Annotated in this window: 19 protein-coding genes; 17 read left to right on the plus strand and 2 right to left on the minus strand. The window is 65.1% G+C overall.

What is annotated here, in order from left to right; translation table 11 throughout:
- Positions 1-9 precede the first annotated feature (9 nt).
- From J8G26_RS16775 to J8G26_RS16820, 10 genes are all read left to right on the plus strand, one after another.
- Positions 10-729, plus strand: a complete 720-nt coding sequence (locus tag J8G26_RS16775) for a DUF4126 domain-containing protein (RefSeq protein ID WP_210570303.1) — start codon at positions 10-12, stop codon at positions 727-729.
- On the plus strand, positions 730-876 hold the full coding sequence (locus J8G26_RS16780) for a hypothetical protein (protein ID WP_157667102.1): 147 nt from the start codon (positions 730-732) through the stop codon (positions 874-876). It begins immediately after the preceding gene.
- Positions 869-2896: an acetyl/propionyl/methylcrotonyl-CoA carboxylase subunit alpha gene (locus J8G26_RS16785; protein ID WP_210570306.1), complete on the plus strand. Its 2028-nt coding sequence runs from the start codon at positions 869-871 to the stop codon at positions 2894-2896. Before J8G26_RS16780 ends, J8G26_RS16785 begins: the two co-directional genes overlap by 8 nt.
- Before the next feature lie 64 nt (positions 2897-2960).
- Positions 2961-3881, plus strand: a complete 921-nt coding sequence (locus J8G26_RS16790; protein WP_210570308.1) for a glyoxylate/hydroxypyruvate reductase A — start codon at positions 2961-2963, stop codon at positions 3879-3881.
- Positions 3882-3921: 40 nt separating this feature from the next.
- Positions 3922-4830, plus strand: a complete 909-nt coding sequence (locus tag J8G26_RS16795; protein WP_210570309.1) for a hydroxymethylglutaryl-CoA lyase — start codon at positions 3922-3924, stop codon at positions 4828-4830.
- 20 nt (positions 4831-4850) lie between these two features.
- A complete protein-coding gene (locus J8G26_RS16800; protein ID WP_087748151.1) occupies positions 4851-5354 on the plus strand; it encodes a YbaK/EbsC family protein in 504 nt (167 codons plus the stop codon).
- Positions 5351-5626, plus strand: a complete 276-nt coding sequence (locus J8G26_RS16805; RefSeq protein ID WP_210570310.1) for a DUF1289 domain-containing protein — start codon at positions 5351-5353, stop codon at positions 5624-5626. Before J8G26_RS16800 ends, J8G26_RS16805 begins: the two co-directional genes overlap by 4 nt.
- Positions 5623-6264, plus strand: coding sequence for a 2-hydroxychromene-2-carboxylate isomerase (locus J8G26_RS16810; protein WP_210570311.1), 642 nt, complete (start codon positions 5623-5625; stop codon positions 6262-6264). Before J8G26_RS16805 ends, J8G26_RS16810 begins: the two co-directional genes overlap by 4 nt.
- A 43-nt stretch (positions 6265-6307) precedes the next feature.
- Positions 6308-8125, plus strand: coding sequence for a putative nucleotidyltransferase substrate binding domain-containing protein (locus J8G26_RS16815; protein WP_210570315.1), 1818 nt, complete (start codon positions 6308-6310; stop codon positions 8123-8125).
- Entirely contained in the window at positions 8122-8781 is a 660-nt protein-coding gene (locus tag J8G26_RS16820; RefSeq protein WP_210570316.1) for a 3'-5' exonuclease, read from the plus strand. The genes J8G26_RS16815 and J8G26_RS16820 overlap by 4 nt, the downstream gene beginning before the upstream one ends.
- Positions 8782-8984: 203 nt before the next feature.
- Here the strand turns inward: J8G26_RS16820 and J8G26_RS16825 are convergent, their stop codons facing one another.
- Entirely contained in the window at positions 8985-10724 is a 1740-nt protein-coding gene (locus J8G26_RS16825) for a cation acetate symporter (RefSeq protein WP_210570318.1), read from the minus strand.
- On the minus strand, positions 10721-11029 hold the full coding sequence (locus J8G26_RS16830) for a DUF485 domain-containing protein (RefSeq protein WP_087743739.1): 309 nt from the start codon (positions 11027-11029) through the stop codon (positions 10721-10723). The genes J8G26_RS16825 and J8G26_RS16830 overlap by 4 nt, the downstream gene beginning before the upstream one ends.
- 364 nt (positions 11030-11393) lie before the next feature.
- On the opposite strand from J8G26_RS16830, the gene J8G26_RS16835 reads away from it, so the two are divergent.
- From J8G26_RS16835 to J8G26_RS16865, 7 genes are all read left to right on the plus strand, one after another.
- Positions 11394-13067 (plus strand): MFS transporter, encoded by a 1674-nt coding sequence (locus J8G26_RS16835; protein ID WP_210570320.1) that lies wholly within the window; start codon positions 11394-11396, stop codon positions 13065-13067.
- Between the two features lie 146 nt (positions 13068-13213).
- Positions 13214-13393, plus strand: a complete 180-nt coding sequence (locus J8G26_RS16840; protein ID WP_210570322.1) for a hypothetical protein — start codon at positions 13214-13216, stop codon at positions 13391-13393.
- A gap of 254 nt (positions 13394-13647) precedes the next feature.
- A complete protein-coding gene (locus tag J8G26_RS16845) occupies positions 13648-14640 on the plus strand; it encodes a porin (RefSeq protein WP_246881447.1) in 993 nt (330 codons plus the stop codon).
- Between the two features lie 405 nt (positions 14641-15045).
- The gene (gene uvrA / locus J8G26_RS16850) at positions 15046-21015 is read left to right on the plus strand and encodes an excinuclease ABC subunit UvrA (protein ID WP_210570324.1); all 5970 of its coding nucleotides are present in this window, start codon (positions 15046-15048) and stop codon (positions 21013-21015) included.
- 4 nt (positions 21016-21019) lie between these two features.
- Positions 21020-21385 (plus strand): hypothetical protein, encoded by a 366-nt coding sequence (locus tag J8G26_RS16855; RefSeq protein WP_087743746.1) that lies wholly within the window; start codon positions 21020-21022, stop codon positions 21383-21385.
- A 164-nt stretch (positions 21386-21549) separates the two neighbouring features.
- Positions 21550-22467 (plus strand): polyphosphate kinase 2, encoded by a 918-nt coding sequence (gene ppk2 / locus J8G26_RS16860; RefSeq protein ID WP_087748152.1) that lies wholly within the window; start codon positions 21550-21552, stop codon positions 22465-22467.
- A 111-nt stretch (positions 22468-22578) separates the two neighbouring features.
- On the plus strand, positions 22579-23498 hold a 920-nt coding region (locus tag J8G26_RS16865; protein WP_210570326.1), incomplete at its 3' end, for a tripartite tricarboxylate transporter substrate binding protein.

A 23498-nucleotide genomic window follows, 5' to 3' on the forward strand; every position in this document is an offset into this window, starting at 1 on the left:
GTACAGGCCATGGACACCCTCGGGTTCAACATCGTTCAGTGGCTCCACACGCTGGGGCTGCATGTGGATGGCGGCACCGCGCGCGCCGTGGGCGACGCGGCGGCCACAGCAACTGCAAAACTCGACATGCCCAGCCTGCTGGCACTGGCCGCCGCACTGGGCTGGGCCAGTGGGTTCCGGCTGTATGCCGTGGTGTTTCTCGTTGGCATGATGGGTGTGCTGGGCTGGATGCCCCTGCCGCCCGGCTTGGCCATGCTGCAGCACCCGCTGGTGCTGATGGTCAGCGGCTTCATGCTGATGGTGGAATTTTTTGCCGACAAGGTGCCCTGGGTGGACAGCGCCTGGGATGCCATCCACGCCTTCATCCGCGTACCCGCGGGCGCTGCGTTGGCCTACGGCGTGTTCGGCGCCGACAACGCCACCATGGCCGTGGTGGCGGGGCTGCTGGGGGGCTCGCTCTCTGCCACGGCCTTGGCCACCAAGATGACCACGCGCGCGGCGGTAAACACATCGCCCGAGCCGTTTTCCAACTGGGGCCTGTCGTTCTTTGAAGACGGCCTGGTGGTGGCCGTGGTGTGGCTGGCCACGCAGCACCCGGTGGCGTTCGGCATTGCGTTGGTCGTGATGGTGATCGTTTCGGTGCTGCTGCTGGTGGTGCTGTTCAAGTTTCTGCGCGCGGTGGTGCGGCGTCTTTCCTCTTTCTTTTCTGGTTCTGCCAAGGTGGCTTAAATGTTCAAAAAGATTTTGATCGCCAATCGCGGTGTTCTGGCCTTCGGCCAGGCGAAGCAAAGCACCCGCGCAGCGGATGTTTCTGCAAATTGCTTGGCACGCGCAGCGTGCGCAGGCGATCTCGCCGCGGGAGGGCGCCATGTTTAAAAAGATCCTGATTGCCAATCGCGGCGAGATCGCTTGCCGAGTGGCTGCCACTGCACGCCGCCTGGGCGTGAAAACCGTCGCCGTGTATTCCGACGCCGATGCCAACGCCAAACATGTCGCCGTGTGCGACGAGGCCGTGCACATCGGCGGCAGCGCGCCCAAGGACAGCTACCTGCGCTGGGAGCGCATCATCGACGCTGCCAAGGCCACGGGCGCGCAGGCCATCCACCCCGGCTACGGCTTCTTGAGCGAGAACGAAGACTTTGCCCAGGCCTGTGCCGACGCAGGCCTGGTCTTCATCGGCCCGCCCGCCAGCGCCATCAATGCGATGGGGCTGAAGGCCGAGTCCAAGCGCCTCATGGAGCAGGCCCAGGTGCCCCTGGTGCCCGGCTACCACGGTGCTGACCAGGACCGCGCTCTGCTGCAGCGCGAGGCTGACCGCATTGGCTACCCGGTGCTCATCAAGGCCAGCGCTGGCGGCGGTGGCAAGGGCATGCGCGCCGTGGACAAGGCCGAGGACTTTGCGGCCGCGCTCGACTCCTGTAAGCGCGAGGCCATCAACAGCTTTGGCGACGACGCGGTGCTGGTCGAGAAATACGTGCAACGCCCGCGCCACATCGAGATTCAGGTGTTTGGTGACACACACGGCAACTGTGTTTACCTGTTTGAGCGCGACTGCTCCGTGCAGCGCCGCCACCAGAAGGTGCTGGAAGAAGCGCCCGCCCCCGGCATGACGCCCGAGCTGCGCGCCCGCATGGGCGAGGCCGCAGTGGCCGCCGCCAAGGCGGTGAACTACGTGGGCGCAGGCACGGTGGAGTTCATCGTCGAGCAGCCCGGCGGCTACGACGCGCCTGAGCAGATGAAGTTCTACTTCATGGAGATGAACACGCGCCTGCAGGTGGAGCACCCCGTGACCGAGGCCATCACGGGCCTCGATCTGGTGGAGTGGCAGCTGCGTGTGGCGTCTGGCGAGCCCTTGCCGCTGAAGCAGGAAGACCTGCGCATCACAGGCCACGCCATCGAGGCGCGCATTTGCGCCGAGAACCCCGACAACAACTTCCTGCCCGCCACGGGCTCGCTCAATGTGTATGGCTTGCCCGAGTGCGTGACGTTTGAAAGGGGCGCGGTGCGCGTGGACTCCGGCGTGCGCCAGGGCGATGCGATCAGCCCGTTCTACGATTCCATGGTGGCTAAGCTCATCGTGCACGGCGACACGCGCGAGCAAGCCTTGGCGCGGCTGGATGAAGCGCTGGCGCAGACCCACATCGTGGGCCTGGCGACCAATGTGCAGTTTCTGCGCCGCGTGGCGCGCACCGAGGCGTTTGCCAGCGCCAAGCTCGACACGGCGCTGATCCCGCGCGAGCAGGCTGTGTTGTTCCACCAGGAGCCCGTGGGCCTGCCGCTGGCTGCCGCAGCTGCCGTGGCGCAGACCCTGCTGAATGAGCGTGCCAGCGAAGGTGTGGACCCGTTCAGCCGCCGCGATGGCTTTCACTCGCATGGCGTGGTGCAGCGCCGGTTTGAATTTGAGTTTGGTGGTGAACATGCCAAGGCCTGGCTGACCTACGAGCGTGGCGGCAGCCTGCATTTTGCAGTCGGCGAGGGCGATGCCGCCGTGGCCGGGCCGCTGGTGTTTTCTGCGCAGGCCGACGGCATTGAGTTGCAGTTTGCCGGCCAGCGCACGCGCGCTGCCGTGTATGCGCAGGGCGAGGTGGACCATGTGTTTACTCCGCAGGGGGCCACGCAGATCACCGCCATTGACCTGCTGGCCCACGCGGGCGAGGCAGCGGCCGAAGGTGGGCGCCTGACCGCCCCCATGCCTGGCAAGGTGGTGTCGTTCGCCGTGAAGGCGGGCGATGCCGTCACCAAGGGCCAGCCGCTGGCGGTGATGGAAGCCATGAAGATGGAGCACACCATTGCCGCGCCGGTCGATGGCGTGGTGGCCGAGCTCCTGTACGCGCCCGGCGACCAGGTGACCGAAGGGGCCGAGCTGCTGAAACTGGTGGCGGCTGAAAAGGCGTAATGCCCCGGTGGGAACCCCCGTGCGCGACAGCACCGGGGGCGTAATGCCGTTACCCTTGGCCGCCATGAAAATCACCTTTTGCTGTACCGATACCAAGGCCGAGCCCTGGCTCCAGGGCCTGCAGGCCGCCCTGCCGCAGGCCGATATCACCGTCTGGAAACCCGGCGCGCCGCAGGCCGACTACGCCGTGGTCTGGGCGCCGCCCCAGCAGTTCATGGACGAACAGCAGGGCATCAAAGCCCTGTTCAACATTGGCGCGGGCGTGGATGCGCTGCTCAAGCTGCGCCTGCCGGCCGCTGCACTGGTGGTGCGGCTGGACGATGCCGGCATGGCCGTGCAGATGGCCGAGTATGTGTGCCACGCGGTCATCCGCCATTTCCGCGAATTCGACCAGTACGAGGCCGGCATGCGCGCGGGGCAATGGGCCTACCGCAAGCCGCGCCTGCGCCAGGATTTCCCCGTGGGCGTGATGGGCCTGGGCGTGCTGGGCGAGCGTGTGGCCAAGGCGCTGGCGCAGTTTGATTTTCCGATCAACGGCTGGAGCCGCAGCCCGAAGGCGATTGACGGCGTGCGTGCTTTTACGGGCGCGGATCAATTCAACGACTTTCTGGCCGCCAGCCGCGTGCTGGTCAACCTGCTGCCGCTCACGCCGGACACGCAGGACATCCTGAACCGTGACAACCTGGCGCGCCTGCAGCCGGGCGGCTACGTCATCAACGTGGCGCGCGGCGCGCACCTGGTGGATGCCGACCTGCTGGCGCTGCTGGACAGCGGCCATCTTGCTGGCGCCACGCTCGACGTGTTCCGCACCGAGCCGCTGCCCGCCGGTCATCTGTTCTGGAACCACCCCCAAATCACCGCCACGCCCCACACCTCGGCGCGCACGCTGCGCGAGGAAAGCATTGCCCAGATCGCAGGCAAGATCGGCGCCCTGGCGCGGGGCGAGGCCATTGCCGGTATCGTGGACCCCGGGCGCGGCTATTGACCGGGCCGCCGGCCCGCAGATTGGATGGAAGGACTTTCCCATGCGCATTCCCCCACGCGTCAAACTCGTCGATGTCGGCCCGCGCGACGGCCTGCAAAACGAAAAATCTCCCGTGCCGGCCGCCGTCAAGATCGGCCTGGTGCACCGCCTGCAGGACGCAGGCCTGAAAAACATCGAAGTCACCAGCTATGTGTCGCCCAAATGGGTGCCGCAGATGGCCGACAACCACGAGGTGATGGGCGGCATCGCGCGCCAGGGCGGCGTCGTTTATTCGGTGCTCACGCCCAACCTCAAGGGCTTCGAAGCCGCCGTGCTCGACCGGCCCGATGAAATCGTGGTGTTCGGCTCGGCCAGCGAGGCCTTCAGCCAGAAAAACATCAACTGCTCCATTGCCGAAAGCATCGAGCGCTTTGCGCCCGTGGTCGAGGCGGCGCGCGCAGCGGGCATTGCCGTGCGCGGCGCCATGAGCTGCACCGTGGGCTGCCCCTATGAAGGCGAGGTGGCGCCCGAGCGCGTGGCGTATCTGGCGGGCCTCATGAAACAGATTGGCGTGCAGCATGTGGGCGTGGCCGACACCATTGGCGTGGGCACGCCGCGCAAGGTGCAGCGCGCCGTCGAGGCCACGCTGCAGCATTACGGCATTGACGACATTTCGGGCCATTTCCACGACACCTATGGCCAGGCGCTGGCCAACACCCTGGCCACGCTGGAGATGGGCGTGTGGCAGTTCGACACCTCGGTGGCGGGCCTGGGCGGCTGCCCCTACGCCAAGGGCGCCACGGGCAACGTGGCCACCGAAGACGTGGTTTACATGCTGCACGGCATGGGCATCGAGACGGGCATTGACCTCGACAAGCTCGTGGACGCGGGCGCCTACATCAGCGATTTCCTGGGCCGCAAGCCCCACTCGCGCGCGGCCACGGCGCTGCTCGCCAAGAGGGCCGGCTGATGGCGCCGGCAGAGCAAGCCATGTGCGGCGCCCAGCTGAAGGCGCTGCCCGAAGGGGTGCAGCGGGTGGCGGCGGCCCTGCAGGCCCAGGGCCACCCCCATATGCCGCGCATGCTCGACGACGCCGCGCGCACCGCGCAGCAGGCGGCCGATGTGCTGGGCATTCTGGTGGGGCAGGTGGCCAAGAGCATCATCTTTCGGCGCAAGAGCGACGACGCTGCGGTGCTGGTCATCACCTCGGGCGACCGGCGCGTGGACGAAAAAAAGGTTGAGGCCCATGTGGGCAAGATCGGCCGGGCCGATGCCGGTTTCGTGAAGGAGCGCACGGGGTTTTCGATCGGCGGTGTCTCGCCCATCGCGCACGCCACGCCGCCGGTCACGCTGATCGACCAGGAGCTGCTGCGCTTTGACGTGGTGTGGGCGGCCGCCGGGCACCCGCATGGCGTTTTTGCGCTGCATCCGGGCGACTTGCAGCGCCTGACAGGCGCCCCGGTGGTGGACGTGGTGCAGGAGGTGGTGGCATGAATGCTGCAAAATCAATAGCTGCTCGCGCACAACTGTTAAGCGTTGCAGGCTATTTTGATGCCGATTCTGACGAAGTGATCCCGTCGCCCTGCATTTCGGTGTGCCGCATGACCGAAGACCAGAGCCGCTGCGAGGGGTGCTTTCGCACCATCCCCGAGATCCGCGCCTGGGCACTGGCCGACAGCGCCGAGCGCCTGGCCATCTGGGCGCGGCTGGCGCAGCGCGCCGGCATGCCATTCCCGCCCGAAGCCGTGGCCAAGGAGTCGACATGAAGCACATCACCTTTTACCTGGATTTTGTCTCGCCCTACGCCTGGCTGGCTTTCGAGCGCCTGCCCGAGGTGCTGGAAGGCCTGAGCTACAGCGTGGAATACCGCCCGGTGCTGCTGGGTGCGCTGCTCAAGCAGCATGGCAACCCGGGGCCGGCGGGCATTCTTCCGAAGCGCGACTGGACCTATCGCCATGTCACCTGGCTGGGCCACTCGCTGGGCGTGCCGCTTGCGATGCCGGCGCGGCATCCGTTCAATCCGCTGCCCTTGTTGCGCCAGGCGCTGGCCTGCAGCCGCGACGGCCGCATCAACCGCTTTGTGGCCGGCACGCTGCTGCGCCATGTGTGGCAGGGCGGGCACGACGCGCTGGATGCGCAGCGCCTCACGGCCCTGGCCGCCGCGCTGGAGCCGCAGCTGCAGCCCGACGATGCCGATGGCGCACGCGCCAAGGCGCTGCTGCGCAGCAACACCGATGCCGCCGCCGCGCGCGGCGTGTTTGGCGTGCCGGCCTTCGAGGTCGATGGCAAGTTTTTCTGGGGCTTGGACAGCCTGACCATGTTGCGCGCTTATCTGGAAGGCGACAACTGGTTCGAGCACGAATGGGACGCCGCTGCAAGCGTGGCGCAAGGCCTGCCGGGTTGAATGGAGCGGCCGCTCGTCCCAGCGGCCCCTTCATCGCCCCACCATGCCCAATGCTTTCAACTTTGCCGCCTCGCCCTTTGACTGCCTGAGCCCGGACGAACAGCGCCTGGTGCGCGCCAGCGTGGACATCGCCTATTTCCCCGCAGGCGCCGTGGTGCTGGACGTGGGCGTGGCCCCCACGCACCTGTTCGTCATCATCAAGGGCTACGTCACGCAGACCGAGGGCGACGAGGTGCTGGCCAGCTACGGCCCCGACGACTGCTTTGACGGCTGCGGCCTGATGACCGGGCGCGTGGGCAGCCGCTTCGTGGCGGCCGAGGAGGTGGTGGCCTACCAGCTCGCGCGCGAGGCGGTCAACGAGCTCATCGCGCGCAACACCACCTTTGGCGCGCTGCTGTTTTCCGACCTGGGCCAAAAGCTCAGTGCGCTGGCGCAGCGCGCCGACCAGCACGAGCGCCAGTCGCTCACCATGGCACGCGTGGACCAGGCTTTTCTGCGTCCCGTGCACACCGTGGATGCCGGCACCGACATCGTCTCGGTGGTGCGGCTGTTCCAGGCGCAGCGCAGCACCAGTGTGCTGGTGACGGGATTGCCCGGTGGGCTGGGCATCTTCACCAACACCAGCCTGCAGCGCGCCATCCTCGATGGCCGCCCGCTGGACCAGCTGGCCGTGGGCGAGCTGGCCAGCAGCCCGGTGGTCACGGTGCGGCCGTCTGACCCGTTGGGCGATGCCATGGCGCTCATGCTGCGCCGGCGCGTGCACCGCCTGGTGGTGGTGGCGGACGACGGCCAGGTGCGCGGCATTCTCGAAGCGCTGGACCTGTTCAGCTTTCTGGCCAACCATTCGCACCTGATCACGGTGCAGATCGAGCATGCCCAAGACCTGCCCGCGCTGGCGCAGGCGGCGGCGCAGATCACGCGGCTGATTGCGGCGCTGTACCGTGGCGGCACGCGCATCGGCCTGATGGCCCGGCTGGTGCAGCAGCTCAACGCCCGCCTGTTCGAGCGCGCCTGGGCCATGGTGGCGCCGGCCGATCTGGTGGACAACAGCTGCCTGTTCGTCATGGGCAGCGAAGGGCGTGGCGAGCAGCTGCTCAAGACCGACCAGGACAACGGCCTGGTGCTGCGCGACGGCTACACCGCGCCGCCCGATCTTGCTGCCATCTGCCAGCGCTTTTCCGAGGTGCTGGCGAGCTTTGGCTACCCCGAATGCCCCGGCCGCATCATGGTCAGCAACCCCGACTGGCGCGGCACCGTCAGCAGCTTCAGTCAGCGCGTGCGCCAGTGGCTGCTGCAGCCCGAGGGCGACAGCCTCCTGCAGCTGGCGATTTTTCTCGACGCGCACGCGGTGGCGGGCGATGCCGCGCTGCTGGCCTCCGTGCGCGAACGCGTGATGGCGCTGGCCACCGACAACGACGCCGTGCTGGCGCGGTTTGCCGCGGCGGCGGAACAATTTGGCGACCCCACCGGCTGGTGGAGCCGCCTGTTCGGCCTGGGCGACGAAGGTCACGCGATCAGCCTGAAAAAGGCGGGCATTTTCCCCATCGTGCACGGCGTGCGCAGCCTGGCCCTGGCCCGGCGCGTGGCCGCCACCGGCACGGCCGAGCGCATTGCGGCGCTGGCGGCGGGCGGCGCGCTCGACGCGGCGCTGGGCGACGAGCTGGTGCAGAGCCTGCACTTGCTGATGGGCCTGCGCCTGAAGGCCGGCCTGGCCGAGATCGACACCGGCCGTGCGGTCACCGGCCATGTTGATCCCGAGCGACTGAGCAGTCTGGAGCGCGACCTGCTCAAAGACGCGCTGGCCGTGGTCAAGCGCTTCAAGGTGCTGCTGCACCAGCGCCTGCGGCTGGACATGTTGTGAAGGCAGTCACAGGTCCGCACGGCTGGCTGGCGCCATTGCGGCGCCAATGGCTGCTCTACCACCTGGCCGATCCGGCCTATGCCTTCCTGCTCGATCCTCCGCCGCCCGATGAATGGGTGGCCCTCGACTGCGAGACCACGGGGCTGAATCGGCGCAGCGATGAAATCATCGCCATTGGTGCCGTGCGCATCGTGGGCCAACGCATCCTGACCAGCGAGCGGCTCGAATTGCTGGTACGCCCGGGCAAAGGCGTGCCGGCCGACAGTGTGCGCATCCACCGCCTGCGCGAGCGGGACGTGGCGCAGGGCCTGCCGCTGGCGCAGGCCATGCACCAGCTGCTGCACTTCATCGGCAGCCGCCCGCTGGTGGGCTACTTTCTCGAATTCGACGTGGCCATGCTCAACCGTGCCATTTGGCCGCTGCTGGGCATGGGGCTGCCGCAGCCCAAGATTGAAGTGTCAGCCCTGTACTACGAGCACAAGTTCCGGCAACTTCCGCCCTACCAGCAGCAGGACAACGCCGAAATCGACCTGCGTTTTTCCACCCTGATGGAAGACCTGGGATTGCCCCGGCGCGAGGCGCACGACGCACTGAACGACGCTGTCATGGCGGCGCTGGCCTTTATCAAGCTGCGCCAGTTGCAGGGCGCAGGCTGAACCTGGGCTGCAGCCAATGCTGCATTAGTCTTTGAGTAAAAACGGTCTGTAGCGCTTATCCATCAAGCGCTAATAGCTATTGTTTTGATAGTAATCGGCGGTGGTGCAGACCCTGTGGCAGACGCAAAAAAGCCGGGCAGGATGGCCCGGCTGGGGTGGTGCGGCACAGCGGGAATGCCGCTGCGCCGCAAGGTTGCGCCGTCTTAGTGGCCTGATGCGCCTGCTGCCCCGAAGCCCGTCTCTGACCGCACCTGCTGTGCCGGGAACGCAGCGCGCTCGCGCGCGGCGTTGGCGCTCTTGTCGGTGATCGAGAACAGCCAGATGCCCACAAAGCCGATGGTCATCGAGAACAACGCCGGCGAGGTGTAGGGGAACAGTGCCGAGCCGGCCGGGTAGCCCAGCGTGGCTTCCCACACCGAGGGCGACACCACCGTCAGGCCCACCGACGAGATCAGGCCCAGGAAACCGCCAATCACCGCGCCGCGCGTGGTGCAGTCTTTCCAGAGCACCGACAGGAACAGCACCGGGAAGTTGGCCGACGCGGCGATGGCAAAGGCCAGCGAGACCATGAACGCGATGTTCTGCTTCTCAAAAACAATGCCCAACACCACGGCGATCAGGCCCAGGGCCAGCGTGGTGATGCGCGAAACCTTCAGTTCGGCGGCGCTGTCGGCCTTGCCCTTCTTGAACACCGTGGCATACAGGTCGTGCGAAACGGCCGAGGCGCCCGAGAGCGTCAGGCCCGCCACCACGGCCAGGATGGTGGCAAACGCCACCGCCGAAATGAAGCCATAGAAGATGTTGCCGCCCACCGACTTGGCCACCAGCACCGCCGCCATGTTGGCCGTGCCCGCGCCGCCGTGGATCACGCCCTTGACGACATCCGCGAACTCAGGGTTGGTCAGCACCAGGGTGATGGCGCCAAAGCCGATGATGAAGATCAGCACATAAAAATAGCCGATCCAGGTGGTGGCCCACAGCACCGACTTGCGCGCCTGCTTGGCATCGGGCACCGTGAAGAAGCGCATCAGGATGTGCGGCAGCCCGGCGGTGCCGAACATCAGCGCCATGCCGAACGAGATGGCCGAGATCGGGTCCTTGATGAAGCCGCCCGGGCCCATGATGCCCAGGCCCTTCTTGGCGGCCTCTTCGGCCGACATGCCGGTGTTGGCGGCGATCTGCGTGCGCACTTCGACGCCCTTGGCAAACAGCGCCTCGGGGCTGAAGCCGTATTGCGCCAGCACCATGAAGGCCATAAAGGTCACACCCGCCAGCAGGAGGCAGGCCTTGATGATCTGCACCCAGGTGGTGGCGGTCATGCCGCCAAACAGCACATAGATCATCATCAGCGCGCCAACGATGACCACGGCCATCCAGTATTCCAGGCCAAACAGCAGCTTGATGAGCTGGCCGGCGCCGACCATCTGCGCGATCAGGTAGAACGCCACCACCACCAGCGTGCCCGAGGCGGCAAACGCGCGGATGGGGCCTTGCTGAAAGCGGTAGCCCGCCACGTCGGCGAAGGTGAACTTGCCCAGGTTGCGCAGCCGCTCGGCCATCAGGAAGGTGATGATGGGCCAGCCCACCAGGAAGCCGATGGAGTAGATGAGACCGTCGTAGCCGGTGGCCATCACGGCCGCCGAAATGCCCAGGAACGAGGCCGCCGACATGTAGTCGCCGGCAATCGCCAGGCCATTCTGAAAGCCGGTGATGCCGCCACCAGCGGTATAAAAGTCGGAGGCCGACTTGGTCTTGGCCGCCGCCCATTTGGTGATCCACAGCGTGCCGGCGACGAAGGCGCCGAACATGATGATGGCCGTCCAGTTGGTCGCCTGCTTGGCGGCCTGGCCCAGGTCGGCACCGGCCGCTTGCGCCGCGCCGGATGCTGCCAGCAAGGCCAGCAGCACCAGGGCGCTGCCTGCGTGTTTTTGGAGGGTGTTCATCGCGATGCGTCCTTCAGGATGTCTTTGGTCAGGGTGTCGAATTCGCCATTGGCGCGGCGCACGTAGATGCCGGTGATCACGATCGTGAAGATGATCACGCCCATGCCGATCGGAATGCCCAGCGAGGTCACGCCGGCGCCAATGGGCTGCGCCAGGAACGGCTTGTCGAAGGCAATCAGGGCGATGTAGCCGTAGTACACGACCAGCATCAGTGCCGTCAGGAAGATGCCCAGGCGGTTGCGCTTGGTGCGCAATTCCAGGTACTTCGGATGGCTTTGTATTTTCTGGACCATCGGGTCGCTCATGGATGTCTCTCCTCAAGGTTGTGCGCTGAAAGCGCAATGTGGGGCGGCATGTCGCACCGCATGGCGCAATTCTGAGAATTCGCACTGACCAAGCGCTTACGAAACGGGGTGTTGCAGTGGCATGCGCGCCGGAAATGGGGCGCTGCGCCGGCGGGGAAGAAAACGGGTTGGTAAGCAATTACCCGGCTATTTTTCGCATCAAAAAATGCCATGCGAGGGTTACTACCCAAGCCGTAAGAATCGCGGAAGTTTCGTGTCAATTTCTGTAAGAAACGCGTCAGAGCGGTGTCAGTAGCGCAATGGATAGTGACCCCACAGGTAATTTGTATGTGCCTGTAAATTCAATAAATCCAAGGAGACAACCATGGCAACGCAACATCCCGCACCGCGGCCGATGTCCGCCGAAGAGAAGAAGGTCATCTTCGCTTCGTCGCTCGGTACCGTATTCGAGTGGTACGACTTTTATCTCTACGGCTCGCTGGCGGCCATCATTGCCAAGCAGTTCTTCAGCGGACTGGATGCGGGCGCGGCCTTCATCTTCGCGCTGCTGGCGTTTGCGGCAGGCTTCCTGGTGCGGCCATTCGGCGCCATCGTGTTCGGCCGCCTGGGCGACATGATCGGGCGCAAATACACCTTCCTGGTCACCATCCTGATCATGGGCCTGTCGACGTTTATCGTCGGCTTGCTACCCAGCTACGCCACCATCGGCGTCGCGGCCCCGGTGATCCTGATTGCGTTGCGCATGTTGCAGGGCCTGGCGCTGGGCGGTGAGTATGGCGGTGCCGCCACCTATGTGGCCGAGCATGCGCCGCACGGCAAGCGCGGTGCCTACACCTCCTGGATCCAGACCACGGCCACGATGGGCCTGTTCCTGAGTCTGCTGGTAATTCTGGGCGTGCGCCTGAGCCTCGGTGAAGCCGTGTTCCAGGACTGGGGCTGGCGCATTCCGTTCCTGGTGTCCATCCTGCTGCTGGGCATCTCGGTGTGGATCCGCCTGTCGCTGTCGGAATCACCGGCCTTCCAGAAAATGAAGGCCGAGGGCAAGACTTCCAAGGCACCGCTGACCGAGTCGTTCGGCCAATGGAAGAACCTGAAGATCGTGATCCTGGCACTGGTCGGCCTGACGGCTGGCCAGGCCGTGGTCTGGTATTCGGGTCAGTTCTACGCGCTGTTCTTCCTGACACAGCAACTGAAGGTGGACAACACCACTGCCAACCTGATGATCGCTGCCGCGCTGCTGCTGGGCACTCCTTTCTTCGTGGTGTTCGGTGCCCTGTCGGACAAGATCGGCCGCAAGCCCATCATCATGGCCGGCTGCCTGCTGGCGGTGGTGACCTACTTCCCCGTCTTCAAGGCGCTGACCGAAGCGGCCAACCCGGACCTGGCCCGTGCCCAGGCCTCGGCTGGCGTGGTGGTGACGGCCGACCCGGCATCGTGCTCGTTCCAGGGCAATCCGGTGGCGCGCGAAATCGATTTCCGCAGCTCGTGCGACATCGCCAAGCGCTACCTGGTGCAGAACTCGGTGAGCTATGACAACGTGGCAGGCCCAGCGGGCTCGCCGGCCGTGATCAAGATCGGTGACAAGACGGTCGAGGCGCCCACCGGCAACGTGGTCAACCTCCAGTTCGATGAAGCGTCCGCCAAGGCCATCGCCGCCTTCAAGAAGGAAGTGGCCGAAGACCTGAAGGCGGCCGGTTACCCGTCCAAGGCCGACCCCGCCAAGACCAACAAGGTCCTGACGGTGGGTCTGTTGTTCTGGTTGGTGCTGCTGGTGACGATGGTCTATGGCCCGATTGCCGCCATGCTGGTGGAAATGTTCCCGACCCGCATCCGCTACACCTCGATGAGCCTGCCTTACCACATCGGCAACGGCTGGTTCGGCGGCCTGCTGCCCACCACGGCTTTTGCCATCGTGGCGCAGACCGGCAACATGTACAACGGCCTGTGGTACCCCATCATCATCGCGGGCATGACCCTGGTGATCGGCACGCTGTTCATCCGCGAGACCAAGGACGTGGATATCTACGCCAACGACTGACGGTCACACCGCCATGTGGCCAGTGCCGGCCTCCGTCACGGAGCGCGGGCACTGTGTTCCAGAAAAGGGCCTCGCACGCTGCCATCCAGAGCTGCGAGGCCCTTTTGTTGAGCAAGCCCCCCCATCATCCCCAGGAGATAGAAGTTATGTGGAAGATCGTCGTAGGTTTCGTGCTGTTTGCAGCACTGTCGCTGTTCGTCATCATGAAGGCAGGTGACAAGGTGGACATGTCCGGTGAAAAACACGGTGCCGACTCCCTCCATGCGCCAGAAGCGCCCGCCAGTGCGGCCGCACCCGTCGCGGTGCCCGCTGCAAGTGCACCGTAACGGTGTTTTGCCGCGCATCGCTGTGAATAAAGTGGGGCAGGTTGCGCACCGTGGCGGTGCGATGGAGTGGGAGCGGATGCAACTGTTGTGGCGGCACATCACTCGTGTCATCAAACTTTCAGCAAATAGTGCAATGCAACGTGGCGCGCCCTAAGATTGAGCTCCCGAAGCATTCTCGGTGGTTCAGTCAAAAACTGAAACTACCTGTGCGCCTCCTGATGGCAACTAGTTTCAAAGGAGACCTTATGTAAAAAATGACCCGCGTCGTCCTGGCTGTCCTGGCAGTTGCCGGCACCACCGCTGCAATGGCCCAAAGCAGCGTCACGCTGTACGGCCGTGTGAACACCACCGTGGAGCGCCAGAAGGTGGGCGGTGTGACCTCTACCAAGATGGAAAACAACTCTTCCCGCTTCGGCCTCATGGGCACGGAAGATCTGGGCGGCGGCCTGAAGGCTGGCTTCCAACTGGAAAGCGGTTTCGACTCCACTACCGGCGCTGGCACTGGCTGGCCTGGTCTTGCCAGCACGGGTTCTGGTATCAACTTCGGTCGTCAAAGCGAAGTGAATCTGTCTGGCAGCTTTGGTATGGTGCGTTTGGGCAACTTCACGCCTGAGTCGTATTACGCCACGGCTGACTATGTGGGCCTGCACAACCATGACACGGGTTCGTCTTCCGACGCCCTGTACCAGGACCCCGTTTGGTTCAACGGTCTGGGTACCAAGAACAAGATTGGTTACCGCACCCCCAGCTTCGGCGGCCTGACCGTTGATGCTGCTGTGAACCTGCACGAAAAGGCCGCTGGTACCAACAACAAGAATGGCTACGACCTGGCCGCCAATTACAACGTGGGGGCTTTGGCCCTTGGCGCTGGTTATAGCCAAGTTGATGATGACAAACAGATGGGGCTGCGCGCTCTGTACACTTTTGGTCAATTCACCGTTGGTGGTTATTACCAGCGCAATGATGAGACATTGCAGGGCACCCGCAACAACTTCCGCTTGGCTGGTATGTACGCCTTGGGAGCGTCCGAGTTCCACGTAAACGTCGGCCGTGCTGGTAAGTGGAGCGAGATCGCTGACAGCTCTGCTACGCAGTGGACCCTGGGCTACAACTACAATTTCAGCAAACGGACCAAGGTGTACGCCTTCTACACAAAGGTGGACAACAAGGCTGGCGCGACCTATATGACGGGCGCCGGTGGCCAGGACTTCAGTTCGCTGGCTTTGGGCGTTCGCCACAACTTTTAATTCCCGATCGTCAGCTGGCTTTGCTAGCTGACGCATTGGAAGCTGAAAAGGCCTTGCATCTATGTAGATGCAAGGCCTTTTTCATTGGTCTGCGCTTGCTCGCAAGAGTGCGATGTCGATGGATCTCTGTAGCGAGCGGAGGGTTGGCTTGGTGGACATGGCGGTCAGGGGCTCGCTGCAGCGTCCTTTGGGGCGCAAGATGCCATTTTTTACGGCATACGAGGGGGACAGTGTCCAGTCGAAAGCGAATGGAAAGCGTCTATTGCTGCAGTTGCGTCCAACTACTGAAGACGTCGTGGCCAGAAAGCAAGCCTGGCAGCTGCTGCTGGGGGTAATGCGCTGTGTGGTTGCCTGCCGCGGTGGGCGTCCTAGAATGTTCCGCCTCACACCCGAAAGACCGCTTCCATGACCCAGGGACTGATCCGTATCCGCGGCGCACGCCAGCACAACCTCAAGAACCTGGACCTGGACATCCGCACCGGCGAACTCACGGTGGTCACCGGCCCCAGCGGCTCGGGCAAGTCCAGCCTGGTGTTCGACACGCTGTATGCCGAAGGCCAGCGCCGGTATGTGGAAACTTTCAGCGCCTACGCGCGCCAGTTCCTCGACCGCATGGACAAGCCCGCCGTGGACAAGGTCGAGGGTGTGCCCCCGGCCATTGCCATTGACCAGACCAATCCCGTGCGCTCCAGCCGCTCCACCGTGGGCACGATGACGGAGTTGAACGACCACCTCAAGCTGCTGTTCGCGCGTGCGGGCCAGTTGTTTGACAGGCAGACGGCGCAGCCCGTGCGGCACGACACGCCCGAGACCATTTATGCGGAGCTGCAGCAGCGCAGCGCCGCAGCAGGAGATCCGCGCCTCGTCCTGACATTCCCCGTGGAGTTGCCTGCGAACACCAGCGCTGAGCAGGTCGAGCAATGGCTGTCCGCCAGCGGCTTCACCAAGGTGCAGGCCGAGCGCGAAGTGGCCACGCCTACCGGTTCCCGAAAAGTTCTGGATGTGGTGGCCGACCGCTTTCGCCTGGGCAACGCTGAGAAAGCGCGGGTGATCGAGGCGATCGAAGTGGCACTGAAGCGCGGCACGGGGCGCTTGAATGTCTATGTCATCCCCCTGGCCGTTCAGCCTGAGCCTGTCGAAGGCCGGGACAGCGTTTCGACAAGCTCAACGCGAACGGAATCAGGAACACTAACGCACGAACTGTGGCGCTTCTCGACAGGCCTGCATTGCCCCGATAGCGACCTGCGCTACAGCGACCCCATTCCGTCGGCCTTCTCGTTCAACTCCGCCGTGGGCGCCTGCGACAGCTGCCGGGGCTTTGGCCGCGTGATTGGCGTGGACTACGGCCTGGTCATCCCCAACGACAAGCTCACGCTGCGCGCCGGTGCCATCAAGACCATCCAGACCCCCGCGTGGAAAGAAGCGCAGGACGACCTCATGCGCCACGCCGAGACCGCCGGCATTCCGCGCGACACGCCCTGGAACAAGCTGACCGACGAGCACAAGAAGTGGGTCATCCACGGCTCGCCGAACTGGAATGGCAAGTGGAACCAGCAGTGGTACGGCATCAAGCGCTTCTTCGAGTACCTTGAAAGCAAGGCCTACAAGATGCACATCCGCGTGCTCTTGTCCAAATACCGCAGCTACACGCCGTGCCCCACCTGCGCCGGTGCACGCCTCAAGACCGAAAGCCTGCTCTGGCGCATCGGCCGCAGGGAGGATGCCGATGCGGTGCTGGAGCCTGGCAAACGCTTCATGCCCGAAGGCGTGCAATGGTCGCGCGAGCAACTGGAGGCCTTGCCCGGCCTGTGCCTGCACGATCTGATGCTGCTGCCCATCGACCGACTGCGCCAGTTCTTTGACCGCATGCAGCTACCGGTGGGCGACGACGCCAAGGGCGGCGACGCGCAAGCGCTCAAGCTGCTGCACGAAGAAATCACCACCCGCCTCAGATACCTGTGCGACGTGGGCATTGACTACCTCACGCTCGACCGGCAAAGCCGCACCCTGAGCGGCGGCGAGGTGCAGCGCATCAACCTCACCACCGCCTTGGGCACCAGCCTGGTCAACACGCTGTTCGTGCTGGACGAGCCCAGCATCGGCCTGCACCCGCGCGACATGCACCGCATCACCGAAGCCATGCTGCGCCTGCGCGATGCGGGCAACACGCTGGTGGTGGTGGAGCACGACCCGGCTGTGATGCTCGCGGCCGACCGCATGATCGACATGGGCCCCGGCCCGGGCCGCCTGGGCGGGCAGATCGTGTTTGACGGCACCACGGCCGACCTGCGCAATGCCGACACGCTCACCGGCGCCTACCTGGGCGGCCGCAAGCATGTGGGCTTTGGCTTCAAGCGCATGGTGACCGAGTCCACGCCGCGCCTCATCCTCGAAGGCGCGCGCGAGCACAACCTGCAGAACGTGTCGGTCGAATTCCCCCTGCAGCGGCTGGTCACCGTCACCGGCGTCAGCGGCTCGGGCAAGTCCAGCCTGATCCAGGACGTGCTGGCCCCCGCGCTGCTGCGCCACTTCGGCAAGGCCACCGATGCGCCGGGCGCGCACGACCGCATGCTGGGCGCCGACCATCTGTCGGACGTGGTGTTTGTGGACCAGTCGCCCATCGGCAAGACCGCGCGTTCCAACCCCGTGAGCTACGTGGGCGCATGGGACAGCATCCGCGAACTCTTTGCCGTGGCGCCGCTGTCCAAACAGCGCAGCTACACCGCCAGCAAGTTCAGCTTCAACAGCGGCGACGGGCGCTGCCCCACCTGCGGCGGTTCGGGCTTCGAACATGTGGAGATGCAGTTCTTGAGCGACGTGTACCTGCGCTGCCCCGATTGCGATGGCAAGCGCTACCGGCCCGAGATTCTGGAAATCACCATCGAGCGCCCTTCGACAAGCTCAGGACGAACGGTGAGCATGAACGTGGCCGACGTGCTGGCCCTCACGGTGGCTGAGGCGGCCGACCTGTTTGCGGGCGACCGCGAAGTGATCCGCGCGCTGCAGCCCATCGTGGATGTGGGGCTCGAATACGTGGCGCTGGGCCAGCCCGTGCCCACGCTCAGCGGGGGCGAGGCGCAGCGGCTCAAACTGGCGGGCTTTCTGGCCGAGGCGGCGCGCAGCGCGTCCAAATCGCGCCAGGCCGTGGCGCGCAAGGGCACGCTGTTCCTGTTCGACGAGCCCACCACGGGTCTGCACTTTGACGATATCTCCAAGCTCATGCGCGCGCTGCGCAAGCTCATCGACGCAGGGCACTCGCTCATCGTCATCGAGCACAACCTGGACGTGATCCGCGCGAGCGACTGGCTCATCGACCTGGGCCCCGAAGGCGGCGATGCAGGTGGCCTCATCGTGGCCGAGGGCACGCCCGAGGACGTGCGGGCGCACGCCACCTCGCACACCGGGCAGGCGCTGCGCGACTACGAGCTGACCTTGGGTGTAGGCGGGCATTCGGTGCACGAAAAGGCAGCGGCGCTACGAAAAAGAGAGCTGCTTGCGCATGCTGGTAAAGCGCTAGAGGCCAAAAACGTCATTGAAATCGTCAACGCCAAGGAGCACAACCTCAAGAACCTGAGCGTGGACATTCCGCGTGGCAAGTTCAATGTGGTGACGGGCGTGAGCGGCTCGGGCAAGTCCACGCTGGCTTTCGACATCCTGTTCAACGAAGGCCAACGCCGCTACCTCGAATCGCTCAACGCCTACGCCCGCAGCATCGTGCAGCCCGCAGGGCGGCCCGAGGTGGATGCGGTCTACGGCATCCCGCCCACCGTCGCCATTGAGCAGCGCCTGTCGCGCGGCGGCCGCAAGTCCACCGTGGGCACGACCACCGAGGTGTGGCACTTTTTGCGCCTGCTGTACGTCAAGCTCGGCACCCAGCACTGCACGAAGGACGGCGCCGCCGTGCAGCCGCAGACGCCCGAGAGCATCGCGGCGCAATTGCTCACACAGTTCCGCGGCCAGCACATCGGCCTGCTCGCGCCGCTGGTGATGAACCGCAAGGGCGTTTACACCGAACTGGCTGACTGGGCCCGCCCGCGTGGCTACACCCACCTGCGCGTGGACGGCAACTTCTTGCCCACCACCAATTTCCCGCGCATCGACCGCTTCAAGGAGCACACCATCGAGCTGCCCGTGGCCAGCCTCGATGTCTCGCCCGAGAACGAAGCCGTACTGCGCCAGGCGCTGGCCGACGCGCTCACGCACGGCAAGGGCGTGGTGCATGTGCTGAGCGACCTCACCGACCTGCGCGCCGCGATGGCGGGCGGCGCACCCACCGCAGGCATCGGCCAGCTGCAGGCCTTTTCGACCAAGCGCGCCTGCCCCGTGTGCGCCACCAGCTATGCCGAGCTGGACCCGCGCCTGTTCTCGTACAACAGCAAACACGGCTGGTGCCCCGACTGCGTGGGCACGGGCGTCAAGCTCACCAAGGACCAGCGCAAGGTGTTTGACGACTCGGTGCAGGACGACAAGGAAAAAGGCCGCGAGCAGACCTTTGCCGAGCCCGAGGTGGAAGACCTGGCTGATACCGCCTGCCCCAGTTGCAGCGGTACACGCCTGAACGCCACGGCCCGCGCCGTGAAGTTTGCAGGAGTCGGCATCACCGACATCGCCGCGCTGTCGGTGACCGACGTACGCCGCTGGATCGAGACCCTGCGCGGAGCGGACGGCATGCCCCAGCGCATGACTCAACGTGAAAGCGACATTGCCCGCGACCTCGTGCCCGAGATCCAGAGCCGCCTCGAATTTTTGGAAGAAGTCGGCCTGGGCTACCTCACGCTCGACCGGGGCGCGCCCACGCTCAGTGGGGGTGAGGCGCAGCGCATTCGTCTGGCCGCGCAGCTGGGCAGCAACCTGCAGGGCGTGTGCTACGTGCTCGACGAGCCCACCATCGGCCTGCATGCGCGCGACAACCAGATCCTGCTCAACGCCCTGCACAAGCTGGGCGACAAGGGCAACACGCTGGTGGTGGTGGAGCACGACGAAGACACCATCCGCCGCGCCGACCACATCATCGACATTGGCCCCAGCGCCGGCAAACGCGGCGGGCATTTGGTGGCGCAGGGCAGCGTGGCCGACATCACGGGCGCGGCCGACTCGCAAACCGGCCGCTACCTGCTGCACGCCATGAAGCACCCGCTGCAGCTGCGCCGCAGCATGGCGCCCGGCGAGGTCAGTGCCGAAGCCACGGCGGCTTTTGCCCAGGCCGAGGCGGCAGCGCCCACCGGTCGGCAGAGTGCTGCCGTCAAGAAGCGCGCCGCACAGGCCGCAGCGCTGGCGGCCGACGCGCTGACCGAGGCCAAGGAACGCGCCGCCATGCGCTGGCTCACTGTGCACGGCGCGCAGTTGCACAACCTGCAGAACGTGACGGCCACCGTGCCGCTGCACCGCTTGGTGGCGGTGACGGGCGTGAGCGGCTCGGGCAAGTCCACGCTGGCGCGCGACGTGCTGCTGGCCAACGTGCAGGCCTGGGTGCAACAGCGCGCTACCCGCGCCGGGCGCGATGCCATGGACGCGGGCAAGGCGCCGCCGCTGGTGGGTTGCACGGGCCTGTCGGGCTTTGAGAGCATCGACCGCGTGCTCGAAGTGGACCAGACGCCCATCGGCAAAACACCGCGTTCATGTCCCGCCACCTACATCGGCTTCTGGGACACCATCCGCAAGCTGTTTGCCGAAACACTGGAGGCCAAGGCACGCGGCTATGCGGCCGGTCGATTCAGTTTCAACACCGGCGAAGGCCGCTGCCCCAGTTGCGAAGGTGCGGGCGTGCGCACCATCGAAATGAGCTTTTTGCCCGACGTGAAGGTGCCGTGCGAAACCTGCCACGGCGCGCGCTTCAACCCCGAGACGCTGGCCGTGACCTGGCGCGGCAAGAGCATTGGCGATGTGCTGCAGATGGAGGTGGACGAGGCCGTGGACTTCTTCGCCACCATGCCCAGCATTGCGCACCCGTTGCAGCTCCTGAAGGACGTGGGCCTGGGCTACCTCACGCTGGGCCAGCCGTCGCCCACGCTCAGTGGTGGCGAGGCGCAGCGCATCAAGCTCGTGACCGAGCTGACCAAGGTGCGCGACGAGGTCGGCCGCAGGGGCCAGAAGGCGCCGCACACGCTGTATGTGCTGGACGAACCCACCGTGGGCCTGCACATGGCTGATGTGGACAAGCTCATCCGCGTGCTGCACCGCCTGGTGGATGGCGGCCACAGCGTGATCGTGATCGAGCACGACCTGGATGTGATCGCAGAAGCCGACTGGATTCTGGACCTGGGGCCGGAGGGCGGCAACGCAGGCGGGCGCATCGTTGCCGCAGCGACGCCCGAGGATGTGGTGGCGGCGGGCACGCACACGGGCAAGGCGCTGGCGCACGTGCTGGCGCGCTGACGACATGAATGTGGAGAAGCTCAATCTCACGGGACGCAAGACCTCTGCCACCCCCGTGGTCTGGCTGCACCCCGAAGCGCCCTCCAAGCCTGCAGAAGGGGCGTCGTGCAACGGGTGCGGCCTGTGCTGCCTGGTGGAGCCGTGCCCGGTGGGAATGTGGGTGTCGCGCCGTCGCGCGGGGGCGTGTGTAGCGTTGCGCTGGAGCGACGTGGAGCTGCGCTACCTGTGCGGCGTGGTGAGCGACCCGGGGGCGGTTACGGGATGGACAAATCCATGGGCTCTGCGCTCGCTGGCATGGCTGGCCCGGCGCTGGATTGCGGCCGGCGCGGGGTGTGATGCCGATGTGCTGGCGCAGGGAGTCCGAGAATGACGTGCAGCGTCCGCTTTGAACAGGCTCTGAGCGCTTGCGTGCTCTGAGGGGGCTCGTTGCCCTGCTCAAACTGCCTGGTGCTCCATGCGCGTCGTCATGGTATTGACATATATTTGTCATCTTAAGTGGGCAGTATGGCCGGCTCTTTACAGGAGCCCATTGCCATGACGCTGCCCAGTTCACTGCATGACCATGACGACCTGATGCGACGCATCGCCAGCGACCTGGTGGACAGCTATGACGAAGAGATCGAACTCGAGCTCGAAGACCGCAACATCGACGAGCTGGAGGGCCGCCACATCACCGACCGGGCGGAGCGCCAGGCTTATTTCAAGGAGCTGTTTCGCCTGCAGGGCGAGCTGGTCAAGCTGCAGGATTGGGTGCAGCATACGCGCAAGAAAGTGGTGATCCTGTTCGAGGGGCGCGATGCAGCCGGCAAAGGTGGCGTCATCAAGCGCATCACCCAGCGCCTGAACCCGCGCGTGGTGCGCGTGGCCGCGCTGCCCGCACCCAACGACCGCGAGCGCACGCAGTGGTACTTTCAGCGTTACGCCGCGCACCTGCCCGCTGCCGGCGAGATGGTGCTGTTCGACCGCAGCTGGTACAACCGCGCGGGCGTCGAGCGCGTGATGGGCTTTTGCACCGACGACGAGTACGAAGAGTTCTTTCGCACCGTGCCCGAGTTCGAGAAGATGCTGGTGCGCTCGGGCATCACGCTCATCAAATACTGGTTCTCCATCACCGACGACGAGCAGCACCTGCGCTTTCTGGGCCGCATCCACGACCCGCTCAAGCAGTGGAAGCTCAGCCCCATGGATCTGGAAAGCCGTGTGCGCTGGGAGGCGTATACCAAGGCCAAGGAAACCATGCTGGAGCGCACCCATATCCTCGAAGCCCCATGGTGGGTGGTGCAGGCGGTGGACAAGAAAAAGGCGCGCCTGAACTGCATTGCGCACCTGTTGGGCCAACTGCCTTACCACGAGGTGCCGCACGCCCCGGTGGAGTTACCAGCGCGGGTACGCAACCCGGAATACCTGCGCCAGCCCGTGCCTCCCGAAATGTATGTGCCGCAGCGGTACTGAGCGCGTCCGTCAACAGCTGCCGCCTTGGCGACAGTCGGTAGGTGCTTTCCTCAGTGCTGCGGTGCATCAACTGCGGTCCAATGGGATATTTCCTTCCTTCAGGATCACACCATGCAACGTCGACACATCATCCAGTGGGGCGCAGCCGCTCTCGCCACCGCCTCCCTGGGCACTGCCAGCGCCCAGAGTTTTCCTGCCAAACCGGTCAAGCTGGTGATTGCCTTCCCTGCAGGCGGCCCCACCGACATCTCCATGCGCGTTCTGGCCGACAACGCCAGCAAGATTCTGGGTCAGCCGGTGATCGTCGAGAACAAGCCCGGCGCTGGCGGAACGTTGCCCGCACAGACGCTGCAGACGGCCCAGCCCGACGGCTACACGCTGGCCCAGATCCCGCTGGGCGTGTTCCGCCTGCCCTACACCACCAAGATCAACTGGGACCCGGTCAAGGACATCAGCTATGTGATCAATGTCACCGGCTATGCCTTCGGCATCGTGGTGCCGGCCGATTCGCCGCTCAAGACCTGGACGCATTTCGTCGCCTGGGCCAAGGCCAACCCGGGCAAGCTCAGCTACGGCTCCACCGGCACCATGACCAGCCCGCACCTGACCACCGAGCTGATCGCGCAAAAGCTCGGCATCGAACTGCTGCATGTGCCCTACAAGGGCAGCGCCGACCTCATGCAGTCCATCCTGGGCGGCAACATCATGGCGGCGGCCGACTCCACGGGCTTTGCTCCCCAGGTCGAGGCCGGCAAGCTGCGCGTGCTCAACACCTGGGGCGCAGAGCGCCTGGCCAAGTTTCCAGATGCGCCCACGCTCAAGGAGCTGGGCCTGGACATCGTGCAGAACTCGCCGTTCGGTATTGGCGCGCCCAAGGGCACGCCAGCGCCCGTGGTCAAGCGCCTGCACGATGCCTTCAAGCAGGCCATGGAGCAAGACCGCTACAAAACCGCGCTGGCGCGCTACGACATGGTGCCGATGTACATGGGGACGGCGGCCTACCAGAAGTTTGCCCAGGACACCTTCACGCG

The organism is Acidovorax sp. JG5, from assembly GCF_017939685.1.
GTDB lineage: Bacteria > Pseudomonadota > Gammaproteobacteria > Burkholderiales > Burkholderiaceae_C > Acidovorax.

What these genes read in the sequence shown, in the direction of transcription:
- J8G26_RS16855 (WP_087743746.1), top strand. Translation starts at nt 21,020, where the DNA reads ATGAATGTGGAGAAGCTCAATCTCACGGGACGCAAGACCTCTGCCACC.
- uvrA (WP_210570324.1), top strand. Translation starts at nt 15,046, where the DNA reads ATGACCCAGGGACTGATCCGTATCCGCGGCGCACGCCAGCACAACCTC.
- J8G26_RS16815 (WP_210570315.1), top strand. Translation starts at nt 6,308, where the DNA reads ATGCCCAATGCTTTCAACTTTGCCGCCTCGCCCTTTGACTGCCTGAGC.
- J8G26_RS16810 (WP_210570311.1), top strand. Translation starts at nt 5,623, where the DNA reads ATGAAGCACATCACCTTTTACCTGGATTTTGTCTCGCCCTACGCCTGG.
- J8G26_RS16795 (WP_210570309.1), top strand. Translation starts at nt 3,922, where the DNA reads ATGCGCATTCCCCCACGCGTCAAACTCGTCGATGTCGGCCCGCGCGAC.
- J8G26_RS16800 (WP_087748151.1), top strand. Translation starts at nt 4,851, where the DNA reads ATGTGCGGCGCCCAGCTGAAGGCGCTGCCCGAAGGGGTGCAGCGGGTG.
- ppk2 (WP_087748152.1), top strand. Translation starts at nt 21,550, where the DNA reads ATGACGCTGCCCAGTTCACTGCATGACCATGACGACCTGATGCGACGC.
- J8G26_RS16830 (WP_087743739.1), bottom strand. Translation starts at nt 11,029, where the DNA reads ATGAGCGACCCGATGGTCCAGAAAATACAAAGCCATCCGAAGTACCTG.
- J8G26_RS16845 (WP_246881447.1), top strand. Translation starts at nt 13,648, where the DNA reads ATGACCCGCGTCGTCCTGGCTGTCCTGGCAGTTGCCGGCACCACCGCT.
- J8G26_RS16840 (WP_210570322.1), top strand. Translation starts at nt 13,214, where the DNA reads ATGTGGAAGATCGTCGTAGGTTTCGTGCTGTTTGCAGCACTGTCGCTG.
- J8G26_RS16780 (WP_157667102.1), top strand. Translation starts at nt 730, where the DNA reads ATGTTCAAAAAGATTTTGATCGCCAATCGCGGTGTTCTGGCCTTCGGC.
- J8G26_RS16805 (WP_210570310.1), top strand. Translation starts at nt 5,351, where the DNA reads ATGAATGCTGCAAAATCAATAGCTGCTCGCGCACAACTGTTAAGCGTT.
- J8G26_RS16785 (WP_210570306.1), top strand. Translation starts at nt 869, where the DNA reads ATGTTTAAAAAGATCCTGATTGCCAATCGCGGCGAGATCGCTTGCCGA.
- J8G26_RS16775 (WP_210570303.1), top strand. Translation starts at nt 10, where the DNA reads ATGGACACCCTCGGGTTCAACATCGTTCAGTGGCTCCACACGCTGGGG.
- J8G26_RS16835 (WP_210570320.1), top strand. Translation starts at nt 11,394, where the DNA reads ATGGCAACGCAACATCCCGCACCGCGGCCGATGTCCGCCGAAGAGAAG.
- J8G26_RS16790 (WP_210570308.1), top strand. Translation starts at nt 2,961, where the DNA reads ATGAAAATCACCTTTTGCTGTACCGATACCAAGGCCGAGCCCTGGCTC.
- J8G26_RS16825 (WP_210570318.1), bottom strand. Translation starts at nt 10,724, where the DNA reads ATGAACACCCTCCAAAAACACGCAGGCAGCGCCCTGGTGCTGCTGGCC.